This is a genomic window from Rhizobium sp. 01T444 (assembly GCF_056398305.1).
The window spans coordinates 68,663-93,286 of the sequence record NZ_JBFTPD010000005.1; the positions used below are offsets into that span (position 1 = coordinate 68,663).

The window sequence follows — 24,624 nt, forward strand, 5'->3', positions numbered from 1 at the left end:
TCTGATCCGTCGAACAAAAGCCGGGCCTGTTCCACGGGCATCGGCTTTCCGAGCAGAATCGCTTCGAGCATGGTCTATTATCGGCGTGTTCAGCTTGATCTCTCGCTTATGGCACTTCCGGAAAGGTGCCGCCGCTGACGGCACTGCCGTCATTTCAAGGTGAGCGAATTCAGCTCCGCGCCCCGGCATCTCCCCACAAACCCCGAAATCTTCCCCCCTCGCGAAACAGGAGTCTCCCGATGGCCAATGCCCAATGCAGTTGCGGCGCGCTCAGACTGGCGCTGCCGGAGAAACCAAATGTGGTGATCGCCTGTCACTGCATCGAATGCCAGAGACGAACAGGCGCCCCCTTCGGCGCCGGCGCCTTCTATCCGGCCGAAGCCGTCACCGTGTGTGGCTTCGGCAAGCAATACACCCGCGATGCGGCAAGCGGCGGAAAGGTGCATACCTACTTCTGCCCGAATTGCGGCTCATCGGTCTACTGGAAGGCCGAAAACCTGCCCTCAATGATCGGCGTCGCTCTCGGAGCGCTGACCGACGGGAGTCAATTCCCGGCGCCCGCCAAATCGATCTTCGAGCAGTCAAAGCACCATTGGGTGCAGCTCGAAGCTGCCGGCGAGCACTTCCAGCAAGGCAGCGCTGCGCGGCGGTCGAGCTGATGTTTCGCCCTGTGATCACAAAGATTTCTAAAATTTCTAATTGAGATTGCAGCCGGAAGATGATTCCATGCGGCCTGCGTCGCCTGATACGCCCGCCCTTCTCCGATGTCAGACCCAAAAGGCTTAAGTCGATTATGTCGATTTCAGATGCGATCTACCGCCCCTTCGAAAACCTGATCCGCCCACTCGATATTCCCTACCGACCGTTGCCGTCGAAAGGGCCGGTGACAGTGCTCCTGCACTTCATCTCGATGTTTCGCGGCATCCTGATCGCGCTCGCCCTTTGCACCATGGCGATCGAGGCCATGAATCTGACGATCGTCTGGGGCCTGTCGGTCATCGTCGATGGCGTCACGCAGCAGGGTGCCTCCGCTTTCCTGCACAATGACCGGCCGCTGCTGATCTTGCTCGGCCTGATGCTTTTCCCCGCCATCCCGATTGCCTCCTTCCTCGTCAATACGCTGAATTCGCATACGCTCGGCATCGGCATGCCGGCGGCCATCCAGTGGCAGGGCCACAGAGCGGTGGAGCGGCAGGATCTCGCCTTCTTCCACGATCTCTATGCCGGCCAGGTCGCCTCGCGCCTGCAGCAGGTGGCGTCCGCCGTCCAGCAGCAGGTTATGTCCGCCTTCCAGTCCATCCCGCGCTTCATCATGCAGATGGTCGGCTCCGTCATCCTTCTGAGCGCACTCTCCTGGCAGCTTGCGCTGCCGACCATCGTATGGATCACGCTCAACGTGCTGCTCGCGGTCAGACTGGCACCTGTCTTCACCGAACGAGCACGCCGCTCCGCCAAGCGCCGCAGCCTGATTTCCGGCGCCGTTACCGATCTCTACGCCAATATGCAGATGGTGAAACAATTCGCCGCCGAAGACAGCGAGGCGGGCGCTATCCGAGGTATCATCGGCAAGGCGATCAAGGCCCAACAAAGCGAACAGCGCATCTATCGGACCGCAGAGGTCATCGTCGTCGTCCTCAACGTGATGCACTGGCTGGCCATCCTGTCGATCGGCTTTACCGGGCTCGTTGATGGCTTCGTCACGATCGGCGAATTCACTGCCGCCGTTTATGTTCTCAACCGGCTATCCGGTCACACGTTTACGTTCCTGCAAATGGGCCAGCAGATTTTCCAGGCGATCGGTACGATCAAGGACGCCATGCCGGTCATGACGACACCGCCCACCATCACCGACCGGCCGGATGCGCAGGACCTTGTCGTCCCGAACGGTGAAATCCGCTTCGACGACGTTCGTTTCGCCTACAAATCCGGCAAGCCCGTCATCGACAACCTGTCATTGACCGTCCGTCCCGGCGAAAAAGTCGGCCTCGTCGGCCTCTCTGGCGCGGGTAAGACGACGCTCGCCAATCTGCTCCTGCGCTTCTATGACATCAAGGACGGCGCGATCCTCATCGACGGCCAGGATATCCGCTCAGTCACCCAGTCGAGCCTTCGCCGCGCCATCGGCGTCATCGCCCAGGATGTTGCGCTGCTGCACCGCTCGGTCGGCGACAACATCCGCTACGGCCGCCCGGAGGCAACGCAGGAGGAGATCGAGAGTGTCGCGAAGATGGCGAGCGCCGATATCTTCATCGCCGACCTCGCCGACAGCGAGGGCCGCAAGGGCTACGAGGCCTATGTCGGCGACCGCGGCATCAAGCTCTCGGGCGGCCAGCGCCAGCGCGTGGCGATCGCCCGCGTACTTTTGAAGAACGCACCAATCCTGGTGCTCGACGAGGCAACCTCGGCCCTCGACAGCGAATCCGAAGCCGCCATCCAGGAGCGTCTGAACCTGGTGATGGAAGGCAAAACCGTCATCGCCATCGCCCACCGCCTCTCCACCATATCGAGCATGGACCGCATCGTCGTGCTCGACCACGGCCGCATCATCGAAGAAGGCCGGCCGGAAGAACTGATCGAAGGCAACGGCCTCTTCGCGCGCCTATGGAAACGCCAGACCGGTGGCTTCATTCCGGAGGAGATTGAGGAGACAACGTCGGAATAATTGGCTCCTCTGGGGGCTGCCGGAGCTCAGTCCGGCTTCGTCGCACAGATCGCAAAACGGTCCTGCACCATGCGCTCCAGCCCGCGCAGGAAGGGCATCTTGCGCGCCTGCGCCAAGTGAATATCGGAGAGCTTGCGGTCTACGACGATATTGTCGAAGCCCGCCCGGCGCAGCAGCTCGACGATCGCTTCGGCCGGCATCTGTTTGGGGAAATAGACGCGCGAGCGGATGGCTTGATGGCGAGCCATCATCTCGGGCTTCATGTGGCTCGCCGGCGCCTTGCCGGTCAACTTCGTCCAGACCTTCTGCAGGCCCTTGACCCAGGTCTCCTTGCCCATGTTGCCGTCGACGATCAGGACCTTGCCGCCGGGCTTCAGCACGGAGAACCACTCGCGGAAGGCCGAGGGTGGATCGACCAGCGTCCAGACGAGATGGCGGTTGGTGATCACGTCGTAGCTTTCCTTGGCCTCCATGGTGTTTTCCGCATCGCCCGAGACGAAGCGGATATCGGTGCCGCGCTTCTTCGCCTTGGCGCGCGCCTGCGCCAGCATGGCATCCGACCAGTCGAGCCCGGTCACCTTGAAGCCCGCCCCATGCATGAGATGGGAAATGACCGCCGTGCCGCAGGCGAGGTCGAGTGCCGCACGCCCCTGCCCCTCGCCGAGATGCTTGCGGATCAGCCGCTGCCAGCCCTTTCGCTCAGCTTCGGAAAAGATTTCGTGGCCGACGCTCTCGTCGAACGTGGCCGCCCTTTCCGACCAGAAGTCCCGGATTTCATCGCGAATAGAATAATTTGTGTTCATCGTGTTCATCATCTTCACCCCGGCACTGCACTACTTTGGAAAAGCTCTAAAACATAAAACTTGATTCCAAAAGTCAATTTTTCTATGCCTCGAGACATTACCAAGGACGGGGAGAGTTTCCAGATGAAATTTATGAAATTGCTTGCGGTATCCGCAGTTGCAGTTGCGGGCCTGCTGCCACTTTCGGCTTTTGCCGATCCCTTCACTATCAAGGATGTGGCGGGCCGTGATGTCACCTTCGACAAGCCGGTCGAGCGCGTGATCCTTGGCGAAGGCCGCATGCTCTATGCCGTCGCCCCGATCGAGAAGGACGATCCTTTCGCCAAGATCGTCGGCTGGCGCAATGATCTCTGGACGACCGACAAGGATGGCTTCAACGCCTATGTCGGGAAATTCCCTAGGGGTAAGGACCTGCCCTTCCTCGGCAACCTGACGGATGGCACGCTGCAGACCGAGACGGTTGTGGCGCTTCACCCCGATGTCATGCTGCTGCCGATCGGCAACAAGAAGGCCGCCGACGAGGTGAAGCTCGAGGACACGCTGAACAAGATCGGGGTGAAGATCGTCTATATCGATTTCCGCGAGCACATTCTCGACAATACCGAGCCGAGCCTGGAGATCCTCGGCAAGCTTTTCGGCCATGAAGACCGCGCCCAGGCCGTCGCCGCTTACTGGAAGCAGCAGATGGCACGCGTCACCGACAAGCTGAAGGAAGCCAACCCCAAGAAGCCTAATGTCTTCATGTATCGCGCCGCCGGCCTCGTCGAGTGCTGCGGCACCTTCGGCCCCGACAATTTCGGCCTGATGGTGGATTGGGCCGGCGGCCACAATCTCGGTTCCGATTTCCTGCCCGGCTATACCGGCTCGATCAACGCCGAACAGGTCGTCGCTTCCAATCCTGACGTCGTCGTCGTCACTGGCTCGAACTGGAGCCAGACCAAGGATGCCAAGGATTTCGTCAATGTCGGTCCGGCCGCTGCCGCCACCATCGACGACAGCCGCAAGGCGCTCGACGCACTGATGCAGAACCCGGCCTTCACCGGTTCCAAGGCCGTTGCCGACGGCAATGTGCATGCGATCTGGCACCAGTTCTACACGAGCCCCTACCAGTTCGTCGCCGTGCAGCAGATGGCCAAGTGGTTCCACCCGGACCTCTTTGCCGATCTCGACCCGGATGCGACCTTCAAGGAATTCCACGAGAAGTTCCTGCCCGTCGCCTATCAGCCGGGTTACTGGGTCGACGCCAAGGCCGGAAAGTAAGGCGAGATGGCAGAGATCGCCGCCGTGCCGATCGAAGCAGAAGCAGGCGGGGCGCGTTACCGCGCCCTCGCCCGCCGCAAGCTTGTGATCCTCTTTGCCATGACGGCAGCGCTCTGCCTGTCCTTCGCCGTCGATCTCGCCTGGGGGCCGGCCCGCTACGGCCTCGGTGAGGTCGTCACCGCCCTCCTCTATCCCGACTCCGTCTCGGCGCAGGTCCGCGCCGTCGTCTGGGATATCCGCATGCCGGTCGCCGTCATGGCGATCGTCGTCGGCGCATCGCTCTCGGTTGCCGGGGCGCAGATGCAGACGATCCTCGCCAATCCGCTGGCAAGCCCCTTCACGTTAGGCATTTCCGCCGCCGCAAGCTTCGGTGCGGCCCTTGCCATCGTCACCAGCGTGCCAATCCTGCCGGTCGCGGCTGGCCTTCTGGTGCCGGTCAATGCCTTCATCATGGCGCTCGTCGCCACGCTCTTCATCCATTTCATCTCGCAGGCGCGCGGCGTTTCGGTGCAAACAGTCGTGCTGCTCGGCATCGCCCTCGTCTTCACCTTCAATGCGGCTCTCGCCTTCCTGCAATATCTTGCGTCCGAACAGGCGCTCTCGGCCGTCGTCTTCTGGACCATGGGCAGCCTCACCAAGGCCACCTGGCCGAAGATCTGGATCACGCTTGCCGTGCTGCTTTTCGCCCTGCCGCTCTTTGCCCGCCATGCCTGGGCGCTGACGGCGATCCGCCTCGGCGAGGACAAGGCGGCGAGCTTCGGCGTCAATGTGCGCCGCATCCGGCTGGAAACGATGCTCATCGTCTCGCTGCTGGCGGCCGTTCCCGTCAGCTTCGTCGGCACGATCGGCTTCGTCGGCCTCGTCGGCCCGCATATCGCCCGCATGATCCTCGGCGAAGACCAGCGCTTCTTCCTGCCAGGTTCGATCCTTTCAGGCGCCCTGCTGCTCTCGCTGACCTCTGTCGTCTCGAAGTCGATCATTCCGGGCGTCGTCTTCCCGATCGGCATCATCACGGCGCTGGTCGGCGTGCCCTTCTTCTTCTCGCTCATCCTCTCGAACAGGAGCCGCTCATGGTAGCGCTTCAGCTGCAGTCGGTCGGCGCCTACCACGGCCGCAAGCTCTTCGTCGAAAACGTAACGACGCCCAAAATGACGGCCGGCGAGCTCGTCGCTGTGATCGGCCCGAATGCCGCCGGCAAGTCCACCCTCTTCAAGCGCATCACCGGCCTCCTGAAAGGGCCGGGAAACGTGCTGGTCGAAGGCGCAAAGACAAAGAACGCCATCAGCTACATGCCGCAGGATACCTCGGCCAATGCGGTGCTGACGGTCTATGAATCGATCCTGCTTGCCCGCAAGCAGGGCCAGTCCTGGGGCGTCAGCGATCAGGATCTCAGGCTCATCGACGACGTCATGAAGGCGCTGAACATCGAGGCGATCGCCTTCCGCGATCTCGGCGCCTTGTCAGGCGGCCAGCGCCAGCTCGTCTCCATCGCCCAGGCGCTCGTGCGCGAGCCGGAGATCATGCTGATGGACGAGCCGACCAGCGCGCTCGATCTTCATCGTCAGGTGGAAGTGCTTGATTTCATGCAGCGCCAGGCCCGCAAGCGCGGCATGATCGTACTGATCGCCATCCACGACCTGAACCAGGCGCTGCGCTTCGCAGATAAGGTACTGATCATCCAGAACGGCCGCATGCGCGCCTGCGGCAAGCCGCGCGAGGTCGTCACCGTCGACATGCTGCGCGAGGTCTACAAGATCCACGCCCGCATCGAGAAATGCTCCAGGGATCATGACCACGTCATAGTCGACGGCACCGCGCATTAAAGCATGTCGCGCAAAAGCGGGAAGCGGCCTTCGGATAATCCGATGCTTGAACAAAAACCTTAAAGCGGCAGAGATGATTCCGTTTTCCTTCCGCCGCTCTAAGGGGGCGCCGGAAATCCGGCGCGCCCATGTTTCAGACCATTATCGACCGCGCGGCAGCGTCTGCTCCTGCCGCATGCCGTCCACGTCCTGAGCCTGGCGAAGCTCGCGCTCAGCGCGCTCCGTGGATTCCTCCACCGTGCGGTGATGTCCGGTCGGCATGATGTCGTCACGCAGTTCCTGATCGAGCGGTGCCTCGTCGTTGAGATCATAGGCACGAACGCGCGGGGAATTCGGATCGAGCCGGCGGGTATGACGTCCCATCGGCGTGGCCGGGCCGGCCATACCGGCCGCACCGGCTGCAAAGACGTCATCCTGCACAGCACTTGCCTGCCGGGCACGCTCGGCATCATCAGCTTCACGAGCCTGGCTTGCATCATATTTCGAGGCTGCAAAAGCCTCGTTCGACTTGCTGATATTCCAGCCCTCTGCGCGCCAGAGGTCCGCACGTTCGTCCATGTCGATGGAGCCTTCGTCGTCGAGAATGTCGTATGCGATACCGTAGGTGGCATCATCGACCTCGACGGAGATCAGAAAGCCGCCCCGGCGCAGGCCTTCGGCATAGACCGACCGGTCTTCATCCGGAAACAGCCAGTCCTCCAGCTTCGACCAGAAACCGCTGCGGTCGTCGCCGGCAACGCCTGCCTTGTCGCCATCCGCTTCATATCCCCGCATCATTCTGACACCGGTGATACCCAGGTTCTTCAGCCGGTCGATCGCCCTGTCGGCGTCATCGCGGCTGTCGAAGAAAGCGGTCAGCGTACTGCGGCCCCCGCCGCCTGAGAATTCGGGGGCGCTGTCATTATGGAGATTACTCATTGGGATTCCTCCTCCAGGTCTTTCCTCATCGCAAACGGTCGAAAAAGCTCGATGTTCCCAAACGCTCGCGGAAATGCGATCTGCCTATGAGCGCAATGTCCTGAACGCGGCCCGGACTTCCTGGGCGAAGAGTTCCGGCTGCTCCCAAGCCGCAAAATGCCCGCCTTTTGCAGCCACGTTGTAATAGAGCAACTGCGGATAGGCTCTGCCGAGCCAGTGTCGCGGCGGCCGGTAAACCTCGCCGGGAAAGACCGTGACCGCGACCGGAACCTTGACCGGCTCCAGCTTTGCGCCGGCCGCGACATTCTCCCAATAGATGCGCCCGCTCGAAGGCCCGGTATTGGTGAGCCAGTAGAGCGTGATATTGTCGAGAATGGCCTGGCTGCCGAGCGCCTGTTCAGGATCTCCGCGGGTAAACACCCAGTCGGCGATCTTGTCATAGAGCCAGGCCGCAAGCCCCACGGGAGAATCCGCAAGCCCGTAGCCGATCGTTTCCGGCCGGGTTCCCATGATCGCGGCATAGCCGAAGCCATTGGCGAGGAAATCCCGGGCTTCCATGAAGATCACTTTCTCCTCCGCCGACAAGCTGTCAGGCGACGCCGCCCCGCTCATCAGCGCCTGCGCCGCATCCGGCGGAAAGGTGGTCGCGCGCTCGACCCTGTTGACGTGGATGCCAAGCAGCCCCTCCGGCGCCTGCCGCCCCAGCGCATCGCTGATGATCGCGCCCCAGTCGCCGCCCTGCGAAACATAGCTGGTATAACCGAGCCGTTTCATCAGCGTGTCCCAGGCGGTCGCGATGCGCTGCGGGTTCCAACCCGTCTCCTTGGGCTTGCCGGAAAAGCCGAAGCCGGGGATCGAGGGGATCACCAGATGGAAGGCATCGTCAGCCGTGCCGCCATGCGCGGTCGGGTCAGTCAGCGGGCCGATCACGTTTAGCAGTTCGAAGACCGATCCCGGCCAGCCATGCGTCATGATCAGCGGCAGGGCATTCTCGTGGCGGGAGCGGACATGGATGAAATGGATATCGATGCCATCGATCTCGGTCACGAATTGCGGAAAACCGTTCAGCCGCGCCTCGGCTTTGCGCCAGTCGTAGGAAGACTGCCACTCATCCACCAGCGCCCTCAGCCTCTCCGGCTGCACGCCCTGCGAACGGTCGCGCACGGTCTCACCATCTGGCCAGCGGGTGGCGGCAAGCCGACGCTGGAGATCGGCAAGCGCGGCCTCGGGAATATCGGCCCGGAACGGCCGGATTCCGCCAGCGAGCGCCTCTGCATCGACGGGATCGGCCGCGCCCGCAGGCGACGACAGCACCGCCGTCAACCCGGCCGCCGCGCCCGCAAACAAGAGCGAACGCCGTGACATGCCTAGTCTTACGATTGATTGCCCTGATTTCATGACTTGCCTCCATTCCATCGGAAGGTTCGCAGCCGCATTTCGGACGCCTGACATCTTGCGCCTGAAATGCGCCGGAAGCGATCTCAGGCTTCGTCCGGCCCGGCGCGGTAGACCAGGAACTTGTTGCCTTCTGGGTCGCGGAAATAGGCGCAGTAAGGCCCCTCGCCATTCTCCCCGCGTGGCCCCGGAGCGCCCTCATCCGTTCCGCCGGCCTGTAGTGCCGTTGCATGAGCCTCGCGCACCTTTGCGCGGGAACGCGCCTCGAAGGCCACCATGCTGCCATTGCCGGCACGTGCCGGCCTGCCGTCGAAGGGCTTCACCACGCCGAATTCCAGCGTGCGCTCGCCGTAATAGACGGCCCGGCCCGGCTGGACCAGAAAACGGCCGATGCCGAAGACGGCCATGAGCTTGTCGTAGAATTCCCCCGCAGCCTCGAGATTGTCGGTGCCAACGGTCGAGTGACCCGGCAGACCGCGCACCCTTTCGGGCTGAGCGATTGTCAGATTTACGGTCATATCATTCATGTCTCATCATCCTTTCTTGGGGACGCGGGGCCATCCCCCGGCGTCGCTGATGGCGATGATGTACGGCGCGGGCCGATCGCCCGGTACCGAGGGAAAATGAGAGGCAGACTCTCATGGCCGCGGTCTACCGACGGCAGGCGCGATGCACGATCCTTGTCATCGAGAATTCACCCCGATCGCAGCCATGAGGCTTCTGAGCGAGCATGGCCGCCGGAGAGGAAGGACAACGGATATGTTGACATCATCACTTGGACCATTGCTCGTAGCCGCTGCAATCACAGGCGCCACACTCACCCCCGTAAGTGCCGGCACGACCGAAGCCGCAACCCCCGAAATCGGCACCATTGCCGTCGGCGGGGATATCACGCTGCGGCGACTCGTCGTGCACAATCCGGCGCCGAAAGGCACCGTGCTCTTCCTGCACGGCTTTCCCGAAACCTCGCTCGTCTGGCGCGACATTGCAGCCGCGCTCGGCGACGAATTCGAGGTGCATGCCTTCGACTGGCCGGGATATGGCCTGTCATCTCGGCCCGCAGCCGAAAACTTCTCCTATTCACCGCGTGCTTATGCCGGCGTGCTGAAGGCCTATATCGACAAGGCCGGCATCGACCGATCCACACTGACGATCTACGCCGCCGATATCGGCGCCCTGCCCGCCCTGCTCCTGGCCATCGACGAGCCCGATATCGCAAGGCGCATCATCGTCGGCGACTTCGCCCCCTTCAATCGGCCGGCCTATATGCATGAGCGCCTGCAGAACCTGAAGGCCGAGCCGGCGGCTTCCAGGACCCGCGCCGCCATGAACCAGACGAGCGACGAAATCCTTGAGAACGCTTACCGGCGTGGCCTGCCTGACGACAGGCAGTTCGATCTCGCCGCCGGCGTCAAGGAAGACATGGTCCAAGGCTGGAGCCATGGCGCCCTCACCTCCGCCGATGCCTTCTACCATTATTATGCGGCCTTCACCCGCGATCAGGATCTGCTTGAAGCAAACCTCGGAAAGCTCAAGACGCCGGTAAAGGTGATATGGGGCGAAAAGGATATCTATATCGACAGCCGGATGGGCGCGGAATTCGCCGAGAGGACCGGCGCGACACTCGATATCCTGCCCGGCATCAGCCACTATCCGCACCTGCAGGCGCCGGAACGGGTTGTTGCCGAAATCCGCGCCCTACTGGATTGAGCCATAGGTCCGGCAGGCCTCCCGCAACCGCGGCAGCGTCCAGTCGATGAAGGAGCGCACCTTGAGCGCCAGAAAGCCCTGGCGCGAATAGACGATATGGATCGGCTGCGGCGCCCCGGCATAGTCATCAAGGATCGGCACCAGAGCCCCGGAGGCAAGTTCGCCGGGGACCTGGTAGTCGAAAAGCCTGGCAATACCGGCTCCGCCGACGGCGGCGGCAACGCAGTTCGCCGCCGTATTGACCTCGATGCGATGGCGCGGCACCACCTCCACCGGCCGGCCATCGATATCGAAGGTCCAGAAGAAGGTCCTGTTATTGAAGATAATACCGTCATGATCGGGCAGTTCGCCCGGATGCTGCGGACATCCGCAACGCCCGAGATAATCGGGGCTCGCGCAAGTCAGCAGCCGAAATTCGGCTACCTTGGCGGCATAGAGCGAACTGTCTGCCAGCGCCCCCAGCCGGATGGCGATATCCACCTGCTCGCTGACGAGATGAACGGTGCGATCGAGCGACAGAAGGTTGAGAGACACCTCCGGATGCTCAGCCAGAAAACCGAGCGCGATCGGCAGCACATAACGGTTGCCGAATTCCACCGGCATGGTGATCGTCAGCGTTCCCCGCGGCCGCTGATACTCACCGGAGGCCCGGCGCTCCGCCTCCTCCAGTTCTGCAATGATCTTGCGCGCCGCATCCACATAGTCGCGCCCGGCATCGGTGAGTTGCAGGTTCCGGCTTGTGCGGATGATGAGATTGGCGCCGAGCAACCGCTCCAGCTCGGCCACCTTGCGGCTGACGCTCGGCAGCGGCGCATTCAGCCGCTTGCTGCCCGCCGACAAACTGCCGGCATCGACAACGGCAAGCAACACGCGCATGGCATCCAGCCGATCCATCCCTGCCCATCCTGCCACAGGGAGAGGCAGCCGATCACCGGCATCCACGGGCCGCGCCATACGCCGCCCTCGTCCCGAAGCCTTCCCCCGGCAAAATCTTAAACCTTCGGAACTTCAGCCGATAGTATCGATCGATATCCAGCGCGGGTCAGACGAGAAGTTTCACCCTGCGTCTCAGCAAAACATATTTCAAAGATTCAGGTTGAGCATCGCCTCAGAGATACCGCGGGACCTTGCTTTCCAGCAGGCTGACCAGCATCGGATCCATGAACTCGTAATCATCGGGAATGTCGAGGCAGACAATGCGCTTGCCGTTCAGCGACCTACGGAATTTGCGGGTGAGTTTGCTGCGATGCGCCTTCTCCATCACGAAGATGATGTCGGCCCATTCCACCTGTTCGGCATCAAGCGGATTGCAGGCATCGTTGTTTGTCCCCGCCGACGACACCTCGATGTCCTCACGAGTAGAGAACACCTGCTCGGCGGTCGGGCTTCGCAGCTTGTTCTGACTGCACACGAACAGGACATTTCGAGGTTTGATCGACATTCGGGGCCCTACCATGCAGCGGAGTCGAACGGATGATTTGCAATCAGCATAAGCACCATCCTCGCCCCCGGCAAAGCAGATTCCGCTGCCGGGACACCGCGGGAAAGGCCGCCTCCGCCCCCCGAATCCCATCACGCGTTCGTTACCACCTCGCCTGTAACAACCCGCCCTCTCCTTGCGAATACCGGACGTGCCCCGCTGAAACAGGGGCGTTTCAAGCAACGGAGACTACCAATGTTGAAGACTTCCATCAGCACCGCCCTTCTTGCCGGCGCGATCACGTCCGCTCTTGCCACGATGGCCAGTGCCGCCCCGCTGACCAAGGCTGAGGCCGCTGCTGCAACCGCAGCTCACAAGGAGAAGTGCTACGGCGTTGCGCTGAAGGGCCAGAACGATTGCGCTGCCGGTCCAGGCACCACATGCCAGGGCACCTCGGTCAAGGATTTCCAGGGCAATTCGTGGAAATTCGTCCAGGGCGGTACCTGCGCCTCGCTCGATATTCCCGGCGGCCGTCATGGCTCGCTGAAGCCGCTGACACGCGACATCTAAGCCCAAAAGCTCAGGAAAGCGGAGGCGAACATGGCAAACGTCAGCATGACGAACAACCTTCCCATGGAGACGGAAAGCACCCTCCGCTTTCCGACACTTTCACTCGCCGGCCAGGCCGGTACCAGCTTCAAGCCGGAACATCTTGCGGCGATCTCAGCCGTATCCGGCCCGCTGGGCTTCTTCGAAGTCCATGCCGAAAATTACATGGGTGGGGGCGGCCCGCCGCATCGCGCGCTCGAAAGAGTGCGCCGCGACCACCCGATTTCATTGCACGGCGTCTGCATGTCGCTCGGCGGCCCGCAGCCGCTCGACAAAGAACACCTCAGGCGCTTCAAGACCCTCGTCGATCGCTACGAGCCGGCGCTGATTTCAGAGCATCTCGCCTGGTCGACGCATGTCGATACCTATCTGAACGACCTGCTGCCGCTGCCCTATACGGCCACAACGCTTGCCCATGTCTGCGATCATGTCGATCAGATGCAGAACGCCATCGGCCGGCCGATCCTGCTCGAAAACCCGTCCACCTACGTACTCTTTGCGGAATCCTCCATGAGCGAGACGGATTTCATCCGCGAGATCGCCCGGCGCAGCGGCTGCGGCCTGCTGCTCGACATCAACAATGTCTTCGTCTCCGCCACCAATCACAGCTTTTCAGCACTGGAATACCTGCGCGATTTTCCGCTGTCCGGTGTCGGCGAGATCCACCTCGCCGGCCATGCCGAACAGGAGGATGACGAAGGCGAACTGCTCTTGATCGACAGCCATGACGGGCCGGTGGCCGATGCCGTCTGGCAGCTCTATGAAATAGTCATAAACAGCTGCGGACCGATCCCGACCCTGATCGAATGGGACAGCAAGATCCCCGGCTGGCCGGTGCTGCGCGCCGAGGCGCTGGCCGCACAGGCGATCCTTGATCGGCACGCCAGTGACCGGGAGACCTTCCATGCCCTCGGCTGATATCCTGCCCATGCGCCGATCCGCGCCTGACTTCGCGGGACAGTTTTCCGCAGCCCTGCTTGTTCCCGATGCACCGGCCCCTGACCTGGTGACAGGCCCACGCGGCAAGCGGGCGGAGAAACGCTACAATGTCTACCGCAACAACGTGACCGTCAGTCTGATTGCCGCATTGTCGTCGATCTTCCCGGCAGTCGAACGCATCACCGGGGCGGATTTCTTCCGCGCAATGGCGCGCTTTCACGTGCGCGCAACGCCGCCCAGCTCGCCGCTGCTCTTCGAATACGGCCGGGATTTCCCCGATTTCATCGACCGCTACGAATACGCGCAGGACATGCCCTGGCTGTCGGATGTGGCACGTATCGAGCGCGCCTGGCTGGATGCCTATCACGCCGCCGATGCGCCAGCACTCAAGCCGGAAACCCTTGCGGCCGTACCGCCGGAAGAACTGGGTGCCGTAACCTTCCAGCCGCATCCGTCGACGCGGCTGATCGCATCGGCCTATCCCGCCGTGACCATCTTCGCCATGAACCGCGGCGCCGGACCGGTCGGCCGCGTCGAGAACGGGCCCGAGGAAGGTTTGATCACGCGCATCGACGACGAGGTGACGGTTCGCCACCTGCCGCCGGGCGGAACCGCGTTCCTCGGCGCGCTGCTCTCAGGCGAATGCCTTGCGGCAGCCGTCGCGGCGGGGCTCGAGGCGGAGCCGGCCTTCGATCTCTCCGGCATGATCGGCGAGATGATCGCAGCCCATGCCTTTTCCAACATCAGGGCCTTCTCCCATATCGAAATGGAGATTTCCAATGTCTGATATGCTTGATTCCATGCCTCGCAATGGGCCTCGCCACGGCGCTCTCTCCCCGCTGGCAAGGCTTGTGGCGACGGCTGACGGACTTGTCCGCGCCGTCGCCCAGCCCGATATTGTCCAGGCTGTCATCCGCGTGGCGCTCGCCGTTCCCTTCTGGCGCTCCGGCATCCTGAAATGGGATGGCTTCCTGCAACTGAACGATACGGCAATCGACCTCTTCACCCAGGAATTCATGCTGCATCTGCCGGGCGGGCCTTACCCCTTCCCGATGCCTGCGGTCATGGCCTTCCTGTCTGGCTGCGGCGAGATCATCTTCCCGACGCTTCTCGTCTTCGGTCTCGCCACCCGCTTTGCCGGCCTCGGCCTGCTGTTCATGACTTGCATCGTGGAGCTGACCGTTCCCGATGGCTGGCCCATCCACATCACCTGGGCGGCGATGGCGCTTGCCATCATGCGCTACGGCCCGGGCCGCCTGTCGCTCGACCATCTGATCGCGCGGATGTCTGGCGCTGCCAACAGCTAGAATTCACCACAGCAGCGATCCACATAAACACCCGCCCGGCTCCTCATCGCGCCGGGCGGCTTTTGCGCTTTGTTGCCGCACTACTCTTGCCGTTTGCCCGCCGATGCGCTCAATAGGCGCCGACGCCGGCTCTGCCTCACGTGCCGCGTCATCAAAATTTTCAGGATGACGGTAACAAATACGTGGCCCCGTGCGTAGAGGTGAGTAGCGGATGAAATATTCGGCCCGCGAAGAGGAATGGGCTGCCTGGATGCGCGCGGCAATCGCCGGCGACGCGCTGGCTTATGACCGTTTCCTGAAGGCCGTAACACCCTATCTGCGTTCGATTGCGCGCAGGCGCTGCGACCAGTTCGGTGCCCCGCCGAGCGAGGTGGAAGACGTGGTGCAGGAAGTTCTGCTGGCAGTACACCTGAAGCGCGGAACCTGGGATATTTCACGGCCGATCGGCCCGTGGCTTTCCACCATCGTGCGCAACAAGCTGATCGACAGCCTGCGCCGGCGTGGCCGCCATGTCAGCGTGCCGATCGAGGATGTGATGGAAACGCTGGAAGCCGACCACCAGGAGGATGGCGCCGACCGCATCGACGTCGACCGCATGCTGGAAGGCCTGCGCGACCCGCAGCGCGAAATCGTGCGGTCGATCTCACTCGGCGGCGCCGGTATCCGCGAAACGGCCGAGCGGCTACAGATGACGGAAGGCGCCGTGCGAGTGGCGCTGCACAGGGCGCTCAAAGGATTGGCGGCCCTCTATCGGAGCAACACGCGTGAAAACGGATGACCTGATCAACATGCTGGCAAAGGATGCGCGCGTTCGCATCCGCTTTGGCCGCGTCTTCATGATCGCACTGGTCATCGGCGTGGTGATTTCAGCCGCACTTCTCATCTCCACAATCGGCATCCGCAGAAACATGGCCGAGATGATCGAGACGCCGCGGGTCCTTTTCAAGCTCGGCACCACCCTGCTGATCGCCGTGACGGCCACCCGCCTCGCCTTCCGGATCGGCAAACCGGGCGTCTCGCTGCGCTCGGCGGCCCTGACGCTCATCCTGCCGCTGGCAGTTCTGATTGCCGGCATCGCCACCGAACTTCTCGTCGTGCCGCAGGCGAACTGGGCAAGCAGCATGGAGGGGCGTTTCTCCGCCTTCTGCCTGTTCTACGTGCCGACCCTTTCGATCGCGCCGCTTGCCGCCATCCTCTATTCGGTCCGCCAGGGCGCCCCTGAAAATCCGGGCACGGCGGGTGCGGTGGCAGGTCTTGCCGCCGGCGGCATTGCGGCCGCCATCTATGCCTGGCACTGCCCCGACGACAGCCCGCTGTTTCTGGCGACATGGTATTCGATCGGCATCCTGGTGGCGACGGCAGCCGGATTCCTGCTGGGCAGAAAAATCCTCCGCTGGTAGCGACGCACGACGCTCTAGCGCGTCCGCTTGCCCGTCAGCGCCTGCCAGGCGAGCCGCAGCGTATCGAGGCGGGAGCGAATGCGCTCCTGTTGCGGGATGGCCAGCCGGTTGCGAAAATCGGCAAGCGCCTGGGCTTCAAGCCTGCTTCCGAGTTTTTCCGGCAGATGCGGCACGGGTGCGCCCGTCAGCCGGTCGATGACAGTCCAGTCGTCGCCGTTCCGGCGCTCGATGTCGTAACGGTTCATTGCGATCAGGATATCTCTAAATTAGGGGTGTGGATCACAAGAAAGCGGTTTTCCCAGCGACATGCAATCGGCAAAATGTGAGTGAACGTCAGAAAATACGCTCATGGTCAAAATTGCGTTGCCAAAGCGTGATGTCATGCGTTGGATTTCGCCGTTCTCGTCTTGCCGAGGCGCTTGCGCACCTTTGCGGGCCTGGCCTTCAATTCGGCCTCAGCATATTTCAGATCCATGAGAGGCAGGGGCTTGGTGTTGATCGTGGCGATCTCAGCCTCGAGCGTGTTCAGACCCACGATGATCTCGTCGAACATTCTTGCTTCCCCGTGTCTTGCTTCCATACGCCCGTCCTCCCCTACGGTTCACTTCGCAGGCGCTACGGTAGCATCCGACAAAATGGCAGACCAATCCCACATTGGAGCTAACCCGAATGAACCTCATTTACCGTCTTTTCGCCATCGTCGCGACATGCATTGATAGCAATACGGACTTAAGATGCTTTGAGCGTTGGGAAACCAATTCCTGGAGGATACCATGCACGAGATGACCCCATCGGAAATGCTGAGAGATCCGCTGATCCGCCAGATGCTTCGCGCCGACAAGATCAGCCTGGCATCCTTTGCGGCCCTGCTCGACGCTGCCGCCCGTCAGCACGCCCGTCCTGCAAACGACAGCAGATTTGCGACGTCGAAGATGCCGGATACCTGGAGCGTCGATGCCGCGGCCTATATCTGATTGACCGTTTTTTGCCGATGCCCGTCCGACTCCGGGCACCCCTGAGGCCCGCTCCCAAGTGAGCGGGTCCTTTTTTTTGCGACGGCGCGAGCCTCGAAAGTCTTCTTGAAATCCGCCGATTTGTCTCAAACGCCTGATGATGAAGGCGGCAGGCCCTCATGCACGCCTGCCGCCTCCCACCTCCGAGCGTCCGCCGCCTAGCGCTCCAGGAGGGAGGGCCACCATAGCCCGGCATTGTGGCCTTTCGGGCAGTTTGCCCTGAAGATATTCCCGGTGTCGTCTGGCGGTCACATCACCCATCTGGAGCAGCGGGATTGCTTTCGGGCATATGTCGTTGAAAGCGTTGGAGGAGATTAGGCCGCACCTGTGGATAAGCTGTGGAAACCCTGTGGATTGCAGGCCGCATACGGGCGCAGTCCGGCACCGGGCGTTGCCATTTCGTTCCAAATGCGGTCTTCTGAACCTGCTTGCCATCGGCCTCCGCCGCAACTGACGCCGATGCAGCCACAGGGCGCTCCGACATCAGGTCGTAGAGCGCCCTTTCTTTTGCCCGCGGCAAATAAGTCACGTGCTCAACATTCACGCATTCCGCAATTCCGAATTTCATAATTCACGCGTATAGTGTGTTGGAGGGTCTCAATCTCCGTGCCTTGAGGGGTCGAGGACAATGAACTGGAACACGTCATCGGCATTCGCGCCGGTCGGGCTGGTTTTGCGCGGTCGGGAAACGCACACCGTCGTGCGTACGCTCGGCGACGCCGCATACCTGCTGATCCGGGACTGGCCTTTCGATGATGGCGAGGAATATATGATCGCCGTCAAAGCCTGCATCGACGCCATCTGTGGAGACGTTGCCCCGGAACAATTCCGGGAAGCATTTTTGCGTGCCGCAGACGAAGCGGGCATCGCCGCGCTGACCATTGTCCATTGATGGGCGTCCATTGAGGCAAAAGACATAGACCGCATTGATTTTCTCGGCAAAACCGTCATCTGCTGCCGGCGCCGCAATGACGCGCGCAGATTCGAAGACCCGAGAAACAATGAAGGCAGCAGCAATCATTGGCGCAATCGCCTGCATGGCCTTAACGAAGGCCTCAGTTGCGCAGTCGAACCTAGATGTCTCCCCGCTCCAGCCGGACTATGTCGCCGTCATGCAGGCGCTCGACAAGAACGGAGTCCAGGTCGATCCGACCGTCACGATTATCCATCACGACGGCATGTTTCTAAGCGAGACGCTGCGGGGTGGACGGGCCAGCATCGGCTTCGGGCCTGATAGGAACGATCCCGTTCTGCGCTGGAGCAGGCAGGCGGATGGTGAGATCACGTTCCTGGAGCTTCTTCTTCGCGACCACAAACCGGATGCCACGAAGACAGAAACGCCTCAACCACTCCAAGAAGTCTCGACCATTGCCGGCGAGCGCTGTACATGGCTCCAAACGGCGAGCAAGCCGCCCGCGCCGGGAACATTCATCGCCCGCGAGCAGAATTGCGCCACCGAGGACGGCATCGTCATCGAAACAAGGCTGCTGACCCCGAATGACGTGCCGCTCTACCACACCCGCCTTGCAAGGCTCGACCGCCGCGCCGTCACTCCCGCGGAGATCTATCCGCCATCGGAAATCCTGACTCCGGAATTCTGGCTCAAACCGATCCGCAGCGAAAATACCGATCCCTCCCAGCCCGATTTCGACATCACGCTGGGGAGCGTAGGCGGCTCAACCATGCGGTTGTTGCGGCATTATCCCTGGTACTATCGGGAACAGCGGGACCGCGGCGGCTCCGTCAGCATCAGGATCTGGAGCAAGCGCGAAGATCAGGGCATCTCCTATCGGCAGGCAAGCGGCTATCGCAGGCTCATGGCCGGACGTCCAGCAGACGACGGCTCCCCGCCTTTGAAATTCGATGAGGCAACCGGAAAGGCCTCGCTCGGCAAGAGCGAAACAATCCTCGGCGAGACCTGCGAATGGTTTGATTTGATGCCGGGAGTTCACGACGTCGGAAACAGCCAGTGTCTCACAGGCGACGGGCTGCCGCTCAAGCTTGATATCAGCGGAATGAATCTGGCCTTCCCTTACACCGCCACATCATTACGCCGCCGCCCTGTCGCTCTCTCAGAGATGCGCTTGCCAGCCGAAGCCTTTTCGCTGGAAGAATGGGGATTGCCTGCGGCGCAGTAAGCCGATGCAGGATGTCGGTTTGCGTTGTGCTGTGGGATACCCTCTCTGCCCTGCCGGGCATCTCCCCCACAAGTGAGGAGATCGATAAGTGGCCTGACCTTCGAACTCGTTTGACGTCTAGCAGAACTGCATCGGTAGTAGCTTGGGCAAGCCGGTGCGCCCAGCCAATCTCCCTCCTTGCGGGGGAGATGCCCGGCAGGGCAGAGGGGGTATCCCACGGCACACCCTATCGAATCGAAACGACGTCGTAGAGAAAAACCCGACAGAGCAGCGCCCTTCCCTCACAAAACACACCCGAATTCCACGCACCTCCGCTAAAAATCGCCTTGCATCCAAGCGACAGCATAAAGACATAGGAAATACGCATACCCGGTGTCGCAATCAGCCCGGCACTTTCGTCTTAAGGCAGAATTCCTTCTTTCAGATATGGATATAGGAACACCATGACCAGTGAACCCTTGCTTTCAGAGATCGAAGAACAGGCCGAACTGCCGGTCGAAGACCATAGTGCCCGCAACAGGCTGGTGATCGGCCTGCTGCTCGTCTCCGCCTTCGTGGTCATCCTCAACGAAACCATCATGGGTGTGGCGATCCCGCACCTGATGGCAGATCTGAAGATTCCGGCAAGCTCCGCCCAATGGCTGACCTCGGCCTTCATGCTGACCATGGCCACCGTCATCCCCGTGACTGGCTATCTCCTGCAGCGGCTGAACACGCGTCCGGTCTTCATCCTCGCCATGTCGCTCTTTTCCGCCGGCACGCTGGTCTCTGCCCTTGCCCCCGGCTTCCCCATGCTGGTCGTCGGCCGCATCGTCCAGGCCTCGGGCACGGCGATCATGATGCCGCTGCTGATGACGACGATCATGAACCTCGTGCCTCCGCATTCGCGCGGCAAGACGATGGGCAATATCTCGATCGTCATATCCGTGGCGCCTGCCATCGGCCCGACGATTTCAGGCCTCATCCTCTCTTCGCTCGACTGGCGCTGGCTCTTCCTGCTGGTGTTGCCCATCGCGCTTGCGGCTCTCGCGCTCGGCGCCTCGAAAATCGAAAACGTCACCGTGCCGTCGAAGGCGCCGCTCGATGTCATCTCGGTCGTACTCTCGGCCATCGGCTTCGGCAGTTTCGTCTTCGGCATCAGCGAGCTCGGTGCGCCCGAAGCGGGTGCGACGCCGCTCGATCCCCGCCTCATGCTCGTCGCCGGTGCCGCCGTCATCGCCATCTTCATCTGGCGGCAACTTCATCTCCAGAAGCACGAGCGGGCGCTGCTGGACCTGCGCACCCTTCAGACGAAGACCTTCACGATCGCCGCCGGCATGATGGCGATCCTGATGATGTCGATGTTCGGCGTCTTCATCCTGTTGCCGATCTATCTTCTGTCCGTGCTCGGCCAGACGACGCTCACGACCGGCCTGCTGCTTCTGCCCGGCGGCCTGATCATGGGCCTCTGCGCCCCCTTCGTCGGCAGGCTGTTCGACCGCTACGGCCCTGCCCGCCTCGTCATCCCCGGCGCCATCCTGTTCAGTGGCGTGATGTGGAGCCTGACCTTCATCTCCACGACGACCCCGGTCTGGGTGGTGCTTGCTATCCACATCGTGCTCAGCATCGGCCTTGCCCTGATGTTCACGCCGCTCTTCACCGTCAGCCTCGGCTCGCTGCCACCGAAACTCTATTCCCATGGCAGCGCCATCATCGGCACCACCCAGCAGGTCGCCGGTGCCGCCGGCACAACGCTCTACGTCGCCATCATGACCTGGCGCGCAGGTATCCTGACTCAAGGGGAGGCAGATGCCGCAACGGCAGCCGTCGGCGGCATGCAGTCCGCCTTCTTCGTCGGCGCGCTGATTTCGCTGGCGGCCGTCGCCGCATCCCTCTACGTGAGACGCCCGCCCAACCAGCCTGAGGGACAACCGATGGGCGGGCATTGAACGCCTCCGGCGAGCCTAGCGCGCATAATAGCCAGGCTGATCGAGATCGTCGATGAGGCTGCGATAAGTCGGCTGCCAGCCGAGCAACCAGCGTGTATGGGCGCTGGAAGCCGCCATGTTCGTCGCCGCCATATTGGCAAACCAGCCGAAGTGTTCGTGAGGGCGAGACTCCACCGGCAGGCCGAGCTGGCGTCCAATCACCTCGGCGATCTGCCGGAACGGCACTGCCTCATCGGCGACTGCATGATAGGCCGCTTCGGTCACGCCGCTTTCCAACGCCAGACGGTAGAGGCGGGCCGCATCCAGCCGGTGCACACCCGACCAGCAGTTCCTTCCGTCATCCGGATAAGCGGACACGCCGGTCTCACGAGCAATGCGCACCAGTATCGGGATGAAGCCATGGTCGCCGATGCCGTGTACGCTCGGGGCAAGACGCATCGTGGCCGCGCGTATCCCCTGCCCGGCAAGCGCGCGGGCGGCAGCTTCCGATTTGCGAGGCGATGCCGGGTTCGGCAGGTCCGCTTCCTTTGCACCCAGCGGAAAGCCCAACAGGCCGGATGTGACGATGAGCGGACGATCCGATCCGGCAAGAGCGTTTCCGAGCGCATGGATGGCGCGCTCGTCCTGCGCCGCATTGTCGAGAAATTTCGAGAAGTCATGGTTGAAGGCGGTATGGATCACGGCATCGGCCTTGGAGGCGGTATCGCTAAGAAGGTCGAGGTCATCGAGCGATCCCGGAACGAGCTTTGCGCCGATGATCGCAATGGCCTTTGCTTTTGCGATCGAGCGGACAAGCCCGCTGACCTTGTGACCGGCGCGGATCAGCTCCTCGACGATGGCGGTGCCGACCCAGCCGGTCGCACCCGTTACGAATATGTGCATTGCTACGATCTCCATTGCCGGGCGCCCATCGGGCAACCCTGTTTGAAGTTGGGGTGGTTGTGCGGGAACTAGTCGAAGTCAGGCCACGCGAATCGACAGCTCGATGTCGTCGGCAAACGACGTGGACATGTATCCGTCTGCGGGCGACCGGATACGGTCGAGATATTGCGGGCAGTAATCGGCATCGTCTGCGATGACGAGCGCGCCGGGCCGAAGCCGGCTTTCGACCAGCGCCAGTACCTCCGGATAGAGCGACTTCGCTCCGTCAAGCAGAAGCAGGTCGATACTATCTGGAAGATCGGTGCTTAATGTCTGGAGCGCATCGCCTTCGCGGATCTCGACGAGATCGCCAAGGCCGCCTTCGGCAAGGTTCTGTCGCGCCCGCACGACCTTGGAAACCTCGAATTCGCTGCTGATCAGCCGCCCGCCGCCATTGTCGCGAAGGGCAGCGGCAAGATAGAGCGTCGAGATGCCGAAGGACGTGCCGAATTCGACGATGGTCCTGGCATTGGTGCTGCGCGCCAGCATGTAGAGCAGCTCTCCGGTCTGGCGCGAAACGGGCAGCCACAAGTCTTTCATGCGTTCGTAGAAATCGAGATATTCGGTCTTGCTATGCATGAGCCGCTCCCGCTCATTGCGGGAGAGCGCGGCCATGGCCGGGCTGGTGGCCTTGTCGGCCTCAGCAAACAGCTGATCGAGAAGTGGCGCGAGCGGTGCGCTTGCGAGGGTGTTCATCAGAGAAATCCTTCATTTCGGATGGCTTGCTTTCGAAATGAAAATACGAATAATCCGTCGCATTCGCTAATCGCATTTGCGGAGCGCCGGTATGGCCGATCGTCCAAGCCACGGAATTTCTTCAAGAAAAGCGCCGAGACAGGCGCGCTCGAACGAGCTCGTAAACGCCATTCTGCAGGCTGCTGTTCAGGTTTTGGCGCAGGAAGGCGCGCAGCGTTTCACGACCGCCCGGGTGGCCGAAAGGGCGGGCGTCAGTGTCGGCTCGCTCTATCAATATTTCCCCAACAAGGCCGCGATCCTGTTCCGGCTGCAGAGCGACGAATGGCGGCAGACCTCGCATCTTTTGGGCGAAGTCTTGAACGACAGCGCCCATCCGCCCCTCGACCGGCTGCGGTCCCTCGTCCACACCTTCATTCGCTCCGAATGCGAGGAAGCCGCCGTCCGGGTGGCGCTGAACGATGCGGCACCCCTCTATCGTGACGCCCCGGAAGCGCAGGAGGCACGCCAGGCCGACGACCCCATTATCGAGCAGTTCATGCGCGAAGCGCTGCCCGATGCATCACACGCTATCCGGACCATGGCCGGAGACCTGATCATGACGACGATGAGCACGGTCGGAAAGGAATTTTCCGAGGCAGCGCATGACGAGAGCGAGATCTCAGCCTTCGCAGACGCGATGGCAGACATGTTCTGCGCCTACCTCCGTAGCCTGGGCTAACTGTTGAGGCCGCTCAACGGCTCAATGGTACGTCACAACCGGATCGAACATCCTTTGCAGGAACGAGCGCTGCGCCTCCTGCGCATATTCCCGGGGAATCTCGTGCCCACATTCGAAGACGTGGAGCATGACCGACACCCCTGCGTCGGACAGCGCATCGGAGAACAGCTCGGCCTGGGCAACGGGAGCACGCTCATCGAGCCTCCCGTGCAGCAACAAGGTTTCCGCCCGGATTTTCGGCGCGTGATGCAGGGCCGAGCGGGCCAGGAAGGCTTCGTTCGACAGGCCGGCTTCCTGCTCGATCGCCCACCGCAAGCCTTTCGAACTGGACTCATAGACAGCCTTGAGGTCGTAGACCCCGCTGCGCAGAATGACGGCTCTGAGATCCGGAACCTGGGCTGCGACCATGGCCGAGGCGACGGCTCCCCGGCTGTTTCCATAGAGAACGATACGATCAGGATCGACACAAGGCTGTTCCCGCAGGAAGGAGAGCGCGGCCATGATCGCCTGCTGGGTGTTTGGGCCGCAGAAATCCGCCGGTCCATCCGAAGCCCCGAAGCCCGGCTGCGAGACCGCCGCCGCGGTGATATTCAAACGGGAACAGAACCGAAGCAGCGTGCCCGTATCGACGGCTTCTCTCGCGCCGATGAGGCGGCCTCCCTGATTTCCATGGACGAACAGGATGGCGCCCGCAGGCGCTTGGCTCTCAGGCTGCGCTTGAAAAAGCTCCACGCTTGCCCCGTCACCCCTATCGATGAGGTGGCGTGTCACATCAGGCATTTTCACCCTCGCATTCACGTCCAATGGTGAGACAAGACAGAAGGCGGACCTCACCACTGAGGCCGCCGGCCGCTCCGCCGGCGAAACTCGCATATGCAGACCAGCAAGTCTCCCATAAATTTCCTCGGGAATTGTCGGCATGCTGTCGCCTGCTTCGTCCTCAGGCCGAGATCTGGCCCTGATG

28 protein-coding genes are annotated in these 24,624 nt (G+C 61.9%); 17 read left to right on the forward strand and 11 right to left on the reverse strand.

Features of this window, described 5'->3' with window-relative positions; all coding sequences use genetic code 11:
• Positions 1-239: 239 nt before the first annotated feature.
• Both AC1DTN_RS10365 and AC1DTN_RS10370 read left to right on the forward strand, forming a co-directional pair.
• Entirely contained in the window at positions 240-659 is a 420-nt protein-coding gene (locus tag AC1DTN_RS10365) for a GFA family protein (protein ID WP_477920760.1), read from the forward strand.
• 134 nt (positions 660-793) lie between these two features.
• Positions 794-2,662, forward strand: coding sequence for an ABC transporter ATP-binding protein (locus tag AC1DTN_RS10370; RefSeq protein ID WP_477920761.1), 1,869 nt, complete (start codon positions 794-796; stop codon positions 2,660-2,662).
• Between the two features lie 26 nt (positions 2,663-2,688).
• On the opposite strand, the gene AC1DTN_RS10375 is transcribed toward AC1DTN_RS10370, so the two are convergent.
• On the reverse strand, positions 2,689-3,474 hold the full coding sequence (locus tag AC1DTN_RS10375) for a class I SAM-dependent methyltransferase (RefSeq protein ID WP_477920763.1): 786 nt from the start codon (positions 3,472-3,474) through the stop codon (positions 2,689-2,691).
• A gap of 114 nt (positions 3,475-3,588) precedes the next feature.
• Here AC1DTN_RS10375 and AC1DTN_RS10380 point away from each other — a divergent pair, with 114 nt between their 5' ends.
• From AC1DTN_RS10380 to AC1DTN_RS10390, 3 genes are read left to right on the forward strand one after another with little or no spacing between them, the layout of a single operon-like run.
• Positions 3,589-4,725 (forward strand): ABC transporter substrate-binding protein, encoded by a 1,137-nt coding sequence (locus AC1DTN_RS10380; protein ID WP_477920764.1) that lies wholly within the window; start codon positions 3,589-3,591, stop codon positions 4,723-4,725.
• A 6-nt stretch (positions 4,726-4,731) separates the two neighbouring features.
• Positions 4,732-5,802 (forward strand): FecCD family ABC transporter permease, encoded by a 1,071-nt coding sequence (locus AC1DTN_RS10385; protein ID WP_477920766.1) that lies wholly within the window; start codon positions 4,732-4,734, stop codon positions 5,800-5,802.
• On the forward strand, positions 5,796-6,548 hold the full coding sequence (locus tag AC1DTN_RS10390) for an ABC transporter ATP-binding protein (RefSeq protein WP_310387292.1): 753 nt from the start codon (positions 5,796-5,798) through the stop codon (positions 6,546-6,548). Before AC1DTN_RS10385 ends, AC1DTN_RS10390 begins: the two co-directional genes overlap by 7 nt.
• 141 nt (positions 6,549-6,689) lie before the next feature.
• On the opposite strand, the gene AC1DTN_RS10395 is transcribed toward AC1DTN_RS10390, so the two are convergent.
• The 3 genes from AC1DTN_RS10395 to AC1DTN_RS10405 form a co-directional block, all read right to left on the reverse strand.
• Positions 6,690-7,466: a hypothetical protein gene (locus AC1DTN_RS10395; protein WP_439015762.1), complete on the reverse strand. Its 777-nt coding sequence runs from the start codon at positions 7,464-7,466 to the stop codon at positions 6,690-6,692.
• Positions 7,467-7,550: 84 nt separating this feature from the next.
• The gene (locus AC1DTN_RS10400) at positions 7,551-8,864 is read right to left on the reverse strand and encodes an epoxide hydrolase family protein (protein WP_477920767.1); all 1,314 of its coding nucleotides are present in this window, start codon (positions 8,862-8,864) and stop codon (positions 7,551-7,553) included.
• Between the two features lie 83 nt (positions 8,865-8,947).
• Positions 8,948-9,388 carry a VOC family protein gene (locus AC1DTN_RS10405; RefSeq protein ID WP_113183435.1) on the reverse strand — a complete coding sequence of 147 codons (441 nt, stop codon included), beginning with the start codon at positions 9,386-9,388 and terminating at the stop codon, positions 8,948-8,950.
• A 232-nt stretch (positions 9,389-9,620) separates the two neighbouring features.
• On the opposite strand from AC1DTN_RS10405, the gene AC1DTN_RS10410 reads away from it, so the two are divergent.
• On the forward strand, positions 9,621-10,571 hold the full coding sequence (locus tag AC1DTN_RS10410; RefSeq protein ID WP_477920768.1) for an alpha/beta fold hydrolase: 951 nt from the start codon (positions 9,621-9,623) through the stop codon (positions 10,569-10,571).
• Here AC1DTN_RS10410 and AC1DTN_RS10415 read toward each other — a convergent pair.
• Both AC1DTN_RS10415 and AC1DTN_RS10420 read right to left on the reverse strand, forming a co-directional pair.
• A complete protein-coding gene (locus AC1DTN_RS10415; protein ID WP_310387302.1) occupies positions 10,560-11,465 on the reverse strand; it encodes a LysR family transcriptional regulator in 906 nt (301 codons plus the stop codon). The genes AC1DTN_RS10410 and AC1DTN_RS10415 overlap by 12 nt on opposite strands.
• A gap of 214 nt (positions 11,466-11,679) precedes the next feature.
• Positions 11,680-12,012: a low molecular weight protein tyrosine phosphatase family protein gene (locus tag AC1DTN_RS10420; protein ID WP_477920770.1), complete on the reverse strand. Its 333-nt coding sequence runs from the start codon at positions 12,010-12,012 to the stop codon at positions 11,680-11,682.
• Positions 12,013-12,246: 234 nt separating this feature from the next.
• On the opposite strand from AC1DTN_RS10420, the gene AC1DTN_RS10425 reads away from it, so the two are divergent.
• The 6 genes from AC1DTN_RS10425 to AC1DTN_RS10450 all read left to right on the forward strand — a co-directional run bounded on the left by AC1DTN_RS10425 (position 12,247) and on the right by AC1DTN_RS10450 (position 16,246).
• The gene (locus tag AC1DTN_RS10425) at positions 12,247-12,561 is read left to right on the forward strand and encodes a BufA1 family periplasmic bufferin-type metallophore (protein WP_018115181.1); all 315 of its coding nucleotides are present in this window, start codon (positions 12,247-12,249) and stop codon (positions 12,559-12,561) included.
• 30 nt (positions 12,562-12,591) lie between these two features.
• Positions 12,592-13,518: an MNIO family bufferin maturase gene (gene bufB / locus AC1DTN_RS10430; protein WP_477920772.1), complete on the forward strand. Its 927-nt coding sequence runs from the start codon at positions 12,592-12,594 to the stop codon at positions 13,516-13,518.
• A complete protein-coding gene (locus AC1DTN_RS10435; protein WP_477920774.1) occupies positions 13,505-14,326 on the forward strand; it encodes an HvfC/BufC family peptide modification chaperone in 822 nt (273 codons plus the stop codon). Before bufB ends, AC1DTN_RS10435 begins: the two co-directional genes overlap by 14 nt.
• The gene (locus AC1DTN_RS10440) at positions 14,319-14,846 is read left to right on the forward strand and encodes a DoxX family protein (protein WP_477920776.1); all 528 of its coding nucleotides are present in this window, start codon (positions 14,319-14,321) and stop codon (positions 14,844-14,846) included. The genes AC1DTN_RS10435 and AC1DTN_RS10440 overlap by 8 nt, the downstream gene beginning before the upstream one ends.
• 211 nt (positions 14,847-15,057) lie before the next feature.
• Entirely contained in the window at positions 15,058-15,624 is a 567-nt protein-coding gene (locus AC1DTN_RS10445) for a sigma-70 family RNA polymerase sigma factor (RefSeq protein WP_113323895.1), read from the forward strand.
• A complete protein-coding gene (locus tag AC1DTN_RS10450; RefSeq protein WP_477920778.1) occupies positions 15,611-16,246 on the forward strand; it encodes an NrsF family protein in 636 nt (211 codons plus the stop codon). Before AC1DTN_RS10445 ends, AC1DTN_RS10450 begins: the two co-directional genes overlap by 14 nt.
• Before the next feature lie 14 nt (positions 16,247-16,260).
• Here the strand turns inward: AC1DTN_RS10450 and AC1DTN_RS10455 are convergent, their stop codons facing one another.
• Both AC1DTN_RS10455 and AC1DTN_RS10460 read right to left on the reverse strand, forming a co-directional pair.
• The gene (locus AC1DTN_RS10455; protein ID WP_113323897.1) at positions 16,261-16,491 is read right to left on the reverse strand and encodes a hypothetical protein; all 231 of its coding nucleotides are present in this window, start codon (positions 16,489-16,491) and stop codon (positions 16,261-16,263) included.
• A gap of 134 nt (positions 16,492-16,625) precedes the next feature.
• Positions 16,626-16,799 carry a hypothetical protein gene (locus AC1DTN_RS10460; protein WP_310387318.1) on the reverse strand — a complete coding sequence of 58 codons (174 nt, stop codon included), beginning with the start codon at positions 16,797-16,799 and terminating at the stop codon, positions 16,626-16,628.
• 220 nt (positions 16,800-17,019) lie between these two features.
• Between AC1DTN_RS10460 and AC1DTN_RS10465 the strand changes: the two genes are divergently transcribed.
• From AC1DTN_RS10465 to AC1DTN_RS10480, 4 genes are all read left to right on the forward strand, one after another.
• A complete protein-coding gene (locus tag AC1DTN_RS10465; RefSeq protein WP_439015771.1) occupies positions 17,020-17,220 on the forward strand; it encodes a hypothetical protein in 201 nt (66 codons plus the stop codon).
• Between the two features lie 667 nt (positions 17,221-17,887).
• The gene (locus tag AC1DTN_RS10470) at positions 17,888-18,151 is read left to right on the forward strand and encodes a DUF982 domain-containing protein (protein WP_007817636.1); all 264 of its coding nucleotides are present in this window, start codon (positions 17,888-17,890) and stop codon (positions 18,149-18,151) included.
• A 109-nt stretch (positions 18,152-18,260) separates the two neighbouring features.
• The gene (locus AC1DTN_RS10475) at positions 18,261-19,397 is read left to right on the forward strand and encodes a hypothetical protein (RefSeq protein ID WP_477920779.1); all 1,137 of its coding nucleotides are present in this window, start codon (positions 18,261-18,263) and stop codon (positions 19,395-19,397) included.
• A gap of 443 nt (positions 19,398-19,840) precedes the next feature.
• Complete coding sequence (locus AC1DTN_RS10480; RefSeq protein ID WP_477920780.1) at positions 19,841-21,325, forward strand: DHA2 family efflux MFS transporter permease subunit; 1,485 nt, start codon at positions 19,841-19,843, stop codon at positions 21,323-21,325.
• Between the two features lie 15 nt (positions 21,326-21,340).
• Here AC1DTN_RS10480 and AC1DTN_RS10485 read toward each other — a convergent pair whose 3' ends face one another.
• Both AC1DTN_RS10485 and AC1DTN_RS10490 read right to left on the reverse strand, forming a co-directional pair.
• Entirely contained in the window at positions 21,341-22,207 is an 867-nt protein-coding gene (locus AC1DTN_RS10485; protein ID WP_477819316.1) for an SDR family oxidoreductase, read from the reverse strand.
• 78 nt (positions 22,208-22,285) lie between these two features.
• A complete protein-coding gene (locus AC1DTN_RS10490) occupies positions 22,286-22,942 on the reverse strand; it encodes an O-methyltransferase (protein WP_477920782.1) in 657 nt (218 codons plus the stop codon).
• Between the two features lie 91 nt (positions 22,943-23,033).
• On the opposite strand from AC1DTN_RS10490, the gene AC1DTN_RS10495 reads away from it, so the two are divergent.
• The gene (locus tag AC1DTN_RS10495) at positions 23,034-23,660 is read left to right on the forward strand and encodes a TetR/AcrR family transcriptional regulator (protein ID WP_477920784.1); all 627 of its coding nucleotides are present in this window, start codon (positions 23,034-23,036) and stop codon (positions 23,658-23,660) included.
• A 21-nt stretch (positions 23,661-23,681) separates the two neighbouring features.
• On the opposite strand, the gene AC1DTN_RS10500 is transcribed toward AC1DTN_RS10495, so the two are convergent.
• The gene (locus tag AC1DTN_RS10500) at positions 23,682-24,440 is read right to left on the reverse strand and encodes an alpha/beta hydrolase family protein (protein ID WP_477920786.1); all 759 of its coding nucleotides are present in this window, start codon (positions 24,438-24,440) and stop codon (positions 23,682-23,684) included.
• Between the last annotated feature and the right edge of the window lie 184 nt (positions 24,441-24,624).

Excerpts from the sequence above, each read along its gene's own strand:
- AC1DTN_RS10495 (WP_477920784.1), top strand. The coding sequence starts at position 23,034 with ATGGCCGATCGTCCAAGCCACGGAATTTCTTCAAGAAAAGCGCCGAGA.
- AC1DTN_RS10475 (WP_477920779.1), top strand. The coding sequence starts at position 18,261 with ATGAAGGCAGCAGCAATCATTGGCGCAATCGCCTGCATGGCCTTAACG.
- AC1DTN_RS10485 (WP_477819316.1), bottom strand. The coding sequence starts at position 22,207 with ATGCACATATTCGTAACGGGTGCGACCGGCTGGGTCGGCACCGCCATC.
- AC1DTN_RS10480 (WP_477920780.1), top strand. The coding sequence starts at position 19,841 with ATGACCAGTGAACCCTTGCTTTCAGAGATCGAAGAACAGGCCGAACTG.
- AC1DTN_RS10440 (WP_477920776.1), top strand. The coding sequence starts at position 14,319 with ATGTCTGATATGCTTGATTCCATGCCTCGCAATGGGCCTCGCCACGGC.
- AC1DTN_RS10365 (WP_477920760.1), top strand. The coding sequence starts at position 240 with ATGGCCAATGCCCAATGCAGTTGCGGCGCGCTCAGACTGGCGCTGCCG.
- bufB (WP_477920772.1), top strand. The coding sequence starts at position 12,592 with ATGGCAAACGTCAGCATGACGAACAACCTTCCCATGGAGACGGAAAGC.
- AC1DTN_RS10405 (WP_113183435.1), bottom strand. The coding sequence starts at position 9,388 with ATGAATGATATGACCGTAAATCTGACAATCGCTCAGCCCGAAAGGGTG.
- AC1DTN_RS10415 (WP_310387302.1), bottom strand. The coding sequence starts at position 11,465 with ATGGATCGGCTGGATGCCATGCGCGTGTTGCTTGCCGTTGTCGATGCC.
- AC1DTN_RS10455 (WP_113323897.1), bottom strand. The coding sequence starts at position 16,491 with ATGAACCGTTACGACATCGAGCGCCGGAACGGCGACGACTGGACTGTC.
- AC1DTN_RS10380 (WP_477920764.1), top strand. The coding sequence starts at position 3,589 with ATGAAATTTATGAAATTGCTTGCGGTATCCGCAGTTGCAGTTGCGGGC.
- AC1DTN_RS10435 (WP_477920774.1), top strand. The coding sequence starts at position 13,505 with ATGCCCTCGGCTGATATCCTGCCCATGCGCCGATCCGCGCCTGACTTC.
- AC1DTN_RS10465 (WP_439015771.1), top strand. The coding sequence starts at position 17,020 with ATGCACGAGATGACCCCATCGGAAATGCTGAGAGATCCGCTGATCCGC.
- AC1DTN_RS10445 (WP_113323895.1), top strand. The coding sequence starts at position 15,058 with ATGAAATATTCGGCCCGCGAAGAGGAATGGGCTGCCTGGATGCGCGCG.
- AC1DTN_RS10370 (WP_477920761.1), top strand. The coding sequence starts at position 794 with ATGTCGATTTCAGATGCGATCTACCGCCCCTTCGAAAACCTGATCCGC.
- AC1DTN_RS10425 (WP_018115181.1), top strand. The coding sequence starts at position 12,247 with ATGTTGAAGACTTCCATCAGCACCGCCCTTCTTGCCGGCGCGATCACG.
- AC1DTN_RS10500 (WP_477920786.1), bottom strand. The coding sequence starts at position 24,440 with ATGCCTGATGTGACACGCCACCTCATCGATAGGGGTGACGGGGCAAGC.
- AC1DTN_RS10420 (WP_477920770.1), bottom strand. The coding sequence starts at position 12,012 with ATGTCGATCAAACCTCGAAATGTCCTGTTCGTGTGCAGTCAGAACAAG.
- AC1DTN_RS10375 (WP_477920763.1), bottom strand. The coding sequence starts at position 3,474 with ATGAACACGATGAACACAAATTATTCTATTCGCGATGAAATCCGGGAC.
- AC1DTN_RS10385 (WP_477920766.1), top strand. The coding sequence starts at position 4,732 with ATGGCAGAGATCGCCGCCGTGCCGATCGAAGCAGAAGCAGGCGGGGCG.
- AC1DTN_RS10470 (WP_007817636.1), top strand. The coding sequence starts at position 17,888 with ATGAACTGGAACACGTCATCGGCATTCGCGCCGGTCGGGCTGGTTTTG.
- AC1DTN_RS10490 (WP_477920782.1), bottom strand. The coding sequence starts at position 22,942 with ATGAACACCCTCGCAAGCGCACCGCTCGCGCCACTTCTCGATCAGCTG.
- AC1DTN_RS10390 (WP_310387292.1), top strand. The coding sequence starts at position 5,796 with ATGGTAGCGCTTCAGCTGCAGTCGGTCGGCGCCTACCACGGCCGCAAG.
- AC1DTN_RS10395 (WP_439015762.1), bottom strand. The coding sequence starts at position 7,466 with ATGAGTAATCTCCATAATGACAGCGCCCCCGAATTCTCAGGCGGCGGG.
- AC1DTN_RS10460 (WP_310387318.1), bottom strand. The coding sequence starts at position 16,799 with ATGTTCGACGAGATCATCGTGGGTCTGAACACGCTCGAGGCTGAGATC.
- AC1DTN_RS10400 (WP_477920767.1), bottom strand. The coding sequence starts at position 8,864 with ATGAAATCAGGGCAATCAATCGTAAGACTAGGCATGTCACGGCGTTCG.
- AC1DTN_RS10410 (WP_477920768.1), top strand. The coding sequence starts at position 9,621 with ATGTTGACATCATCACTTGGACCATTGCTCGTAGCCGCTGCAATCACA.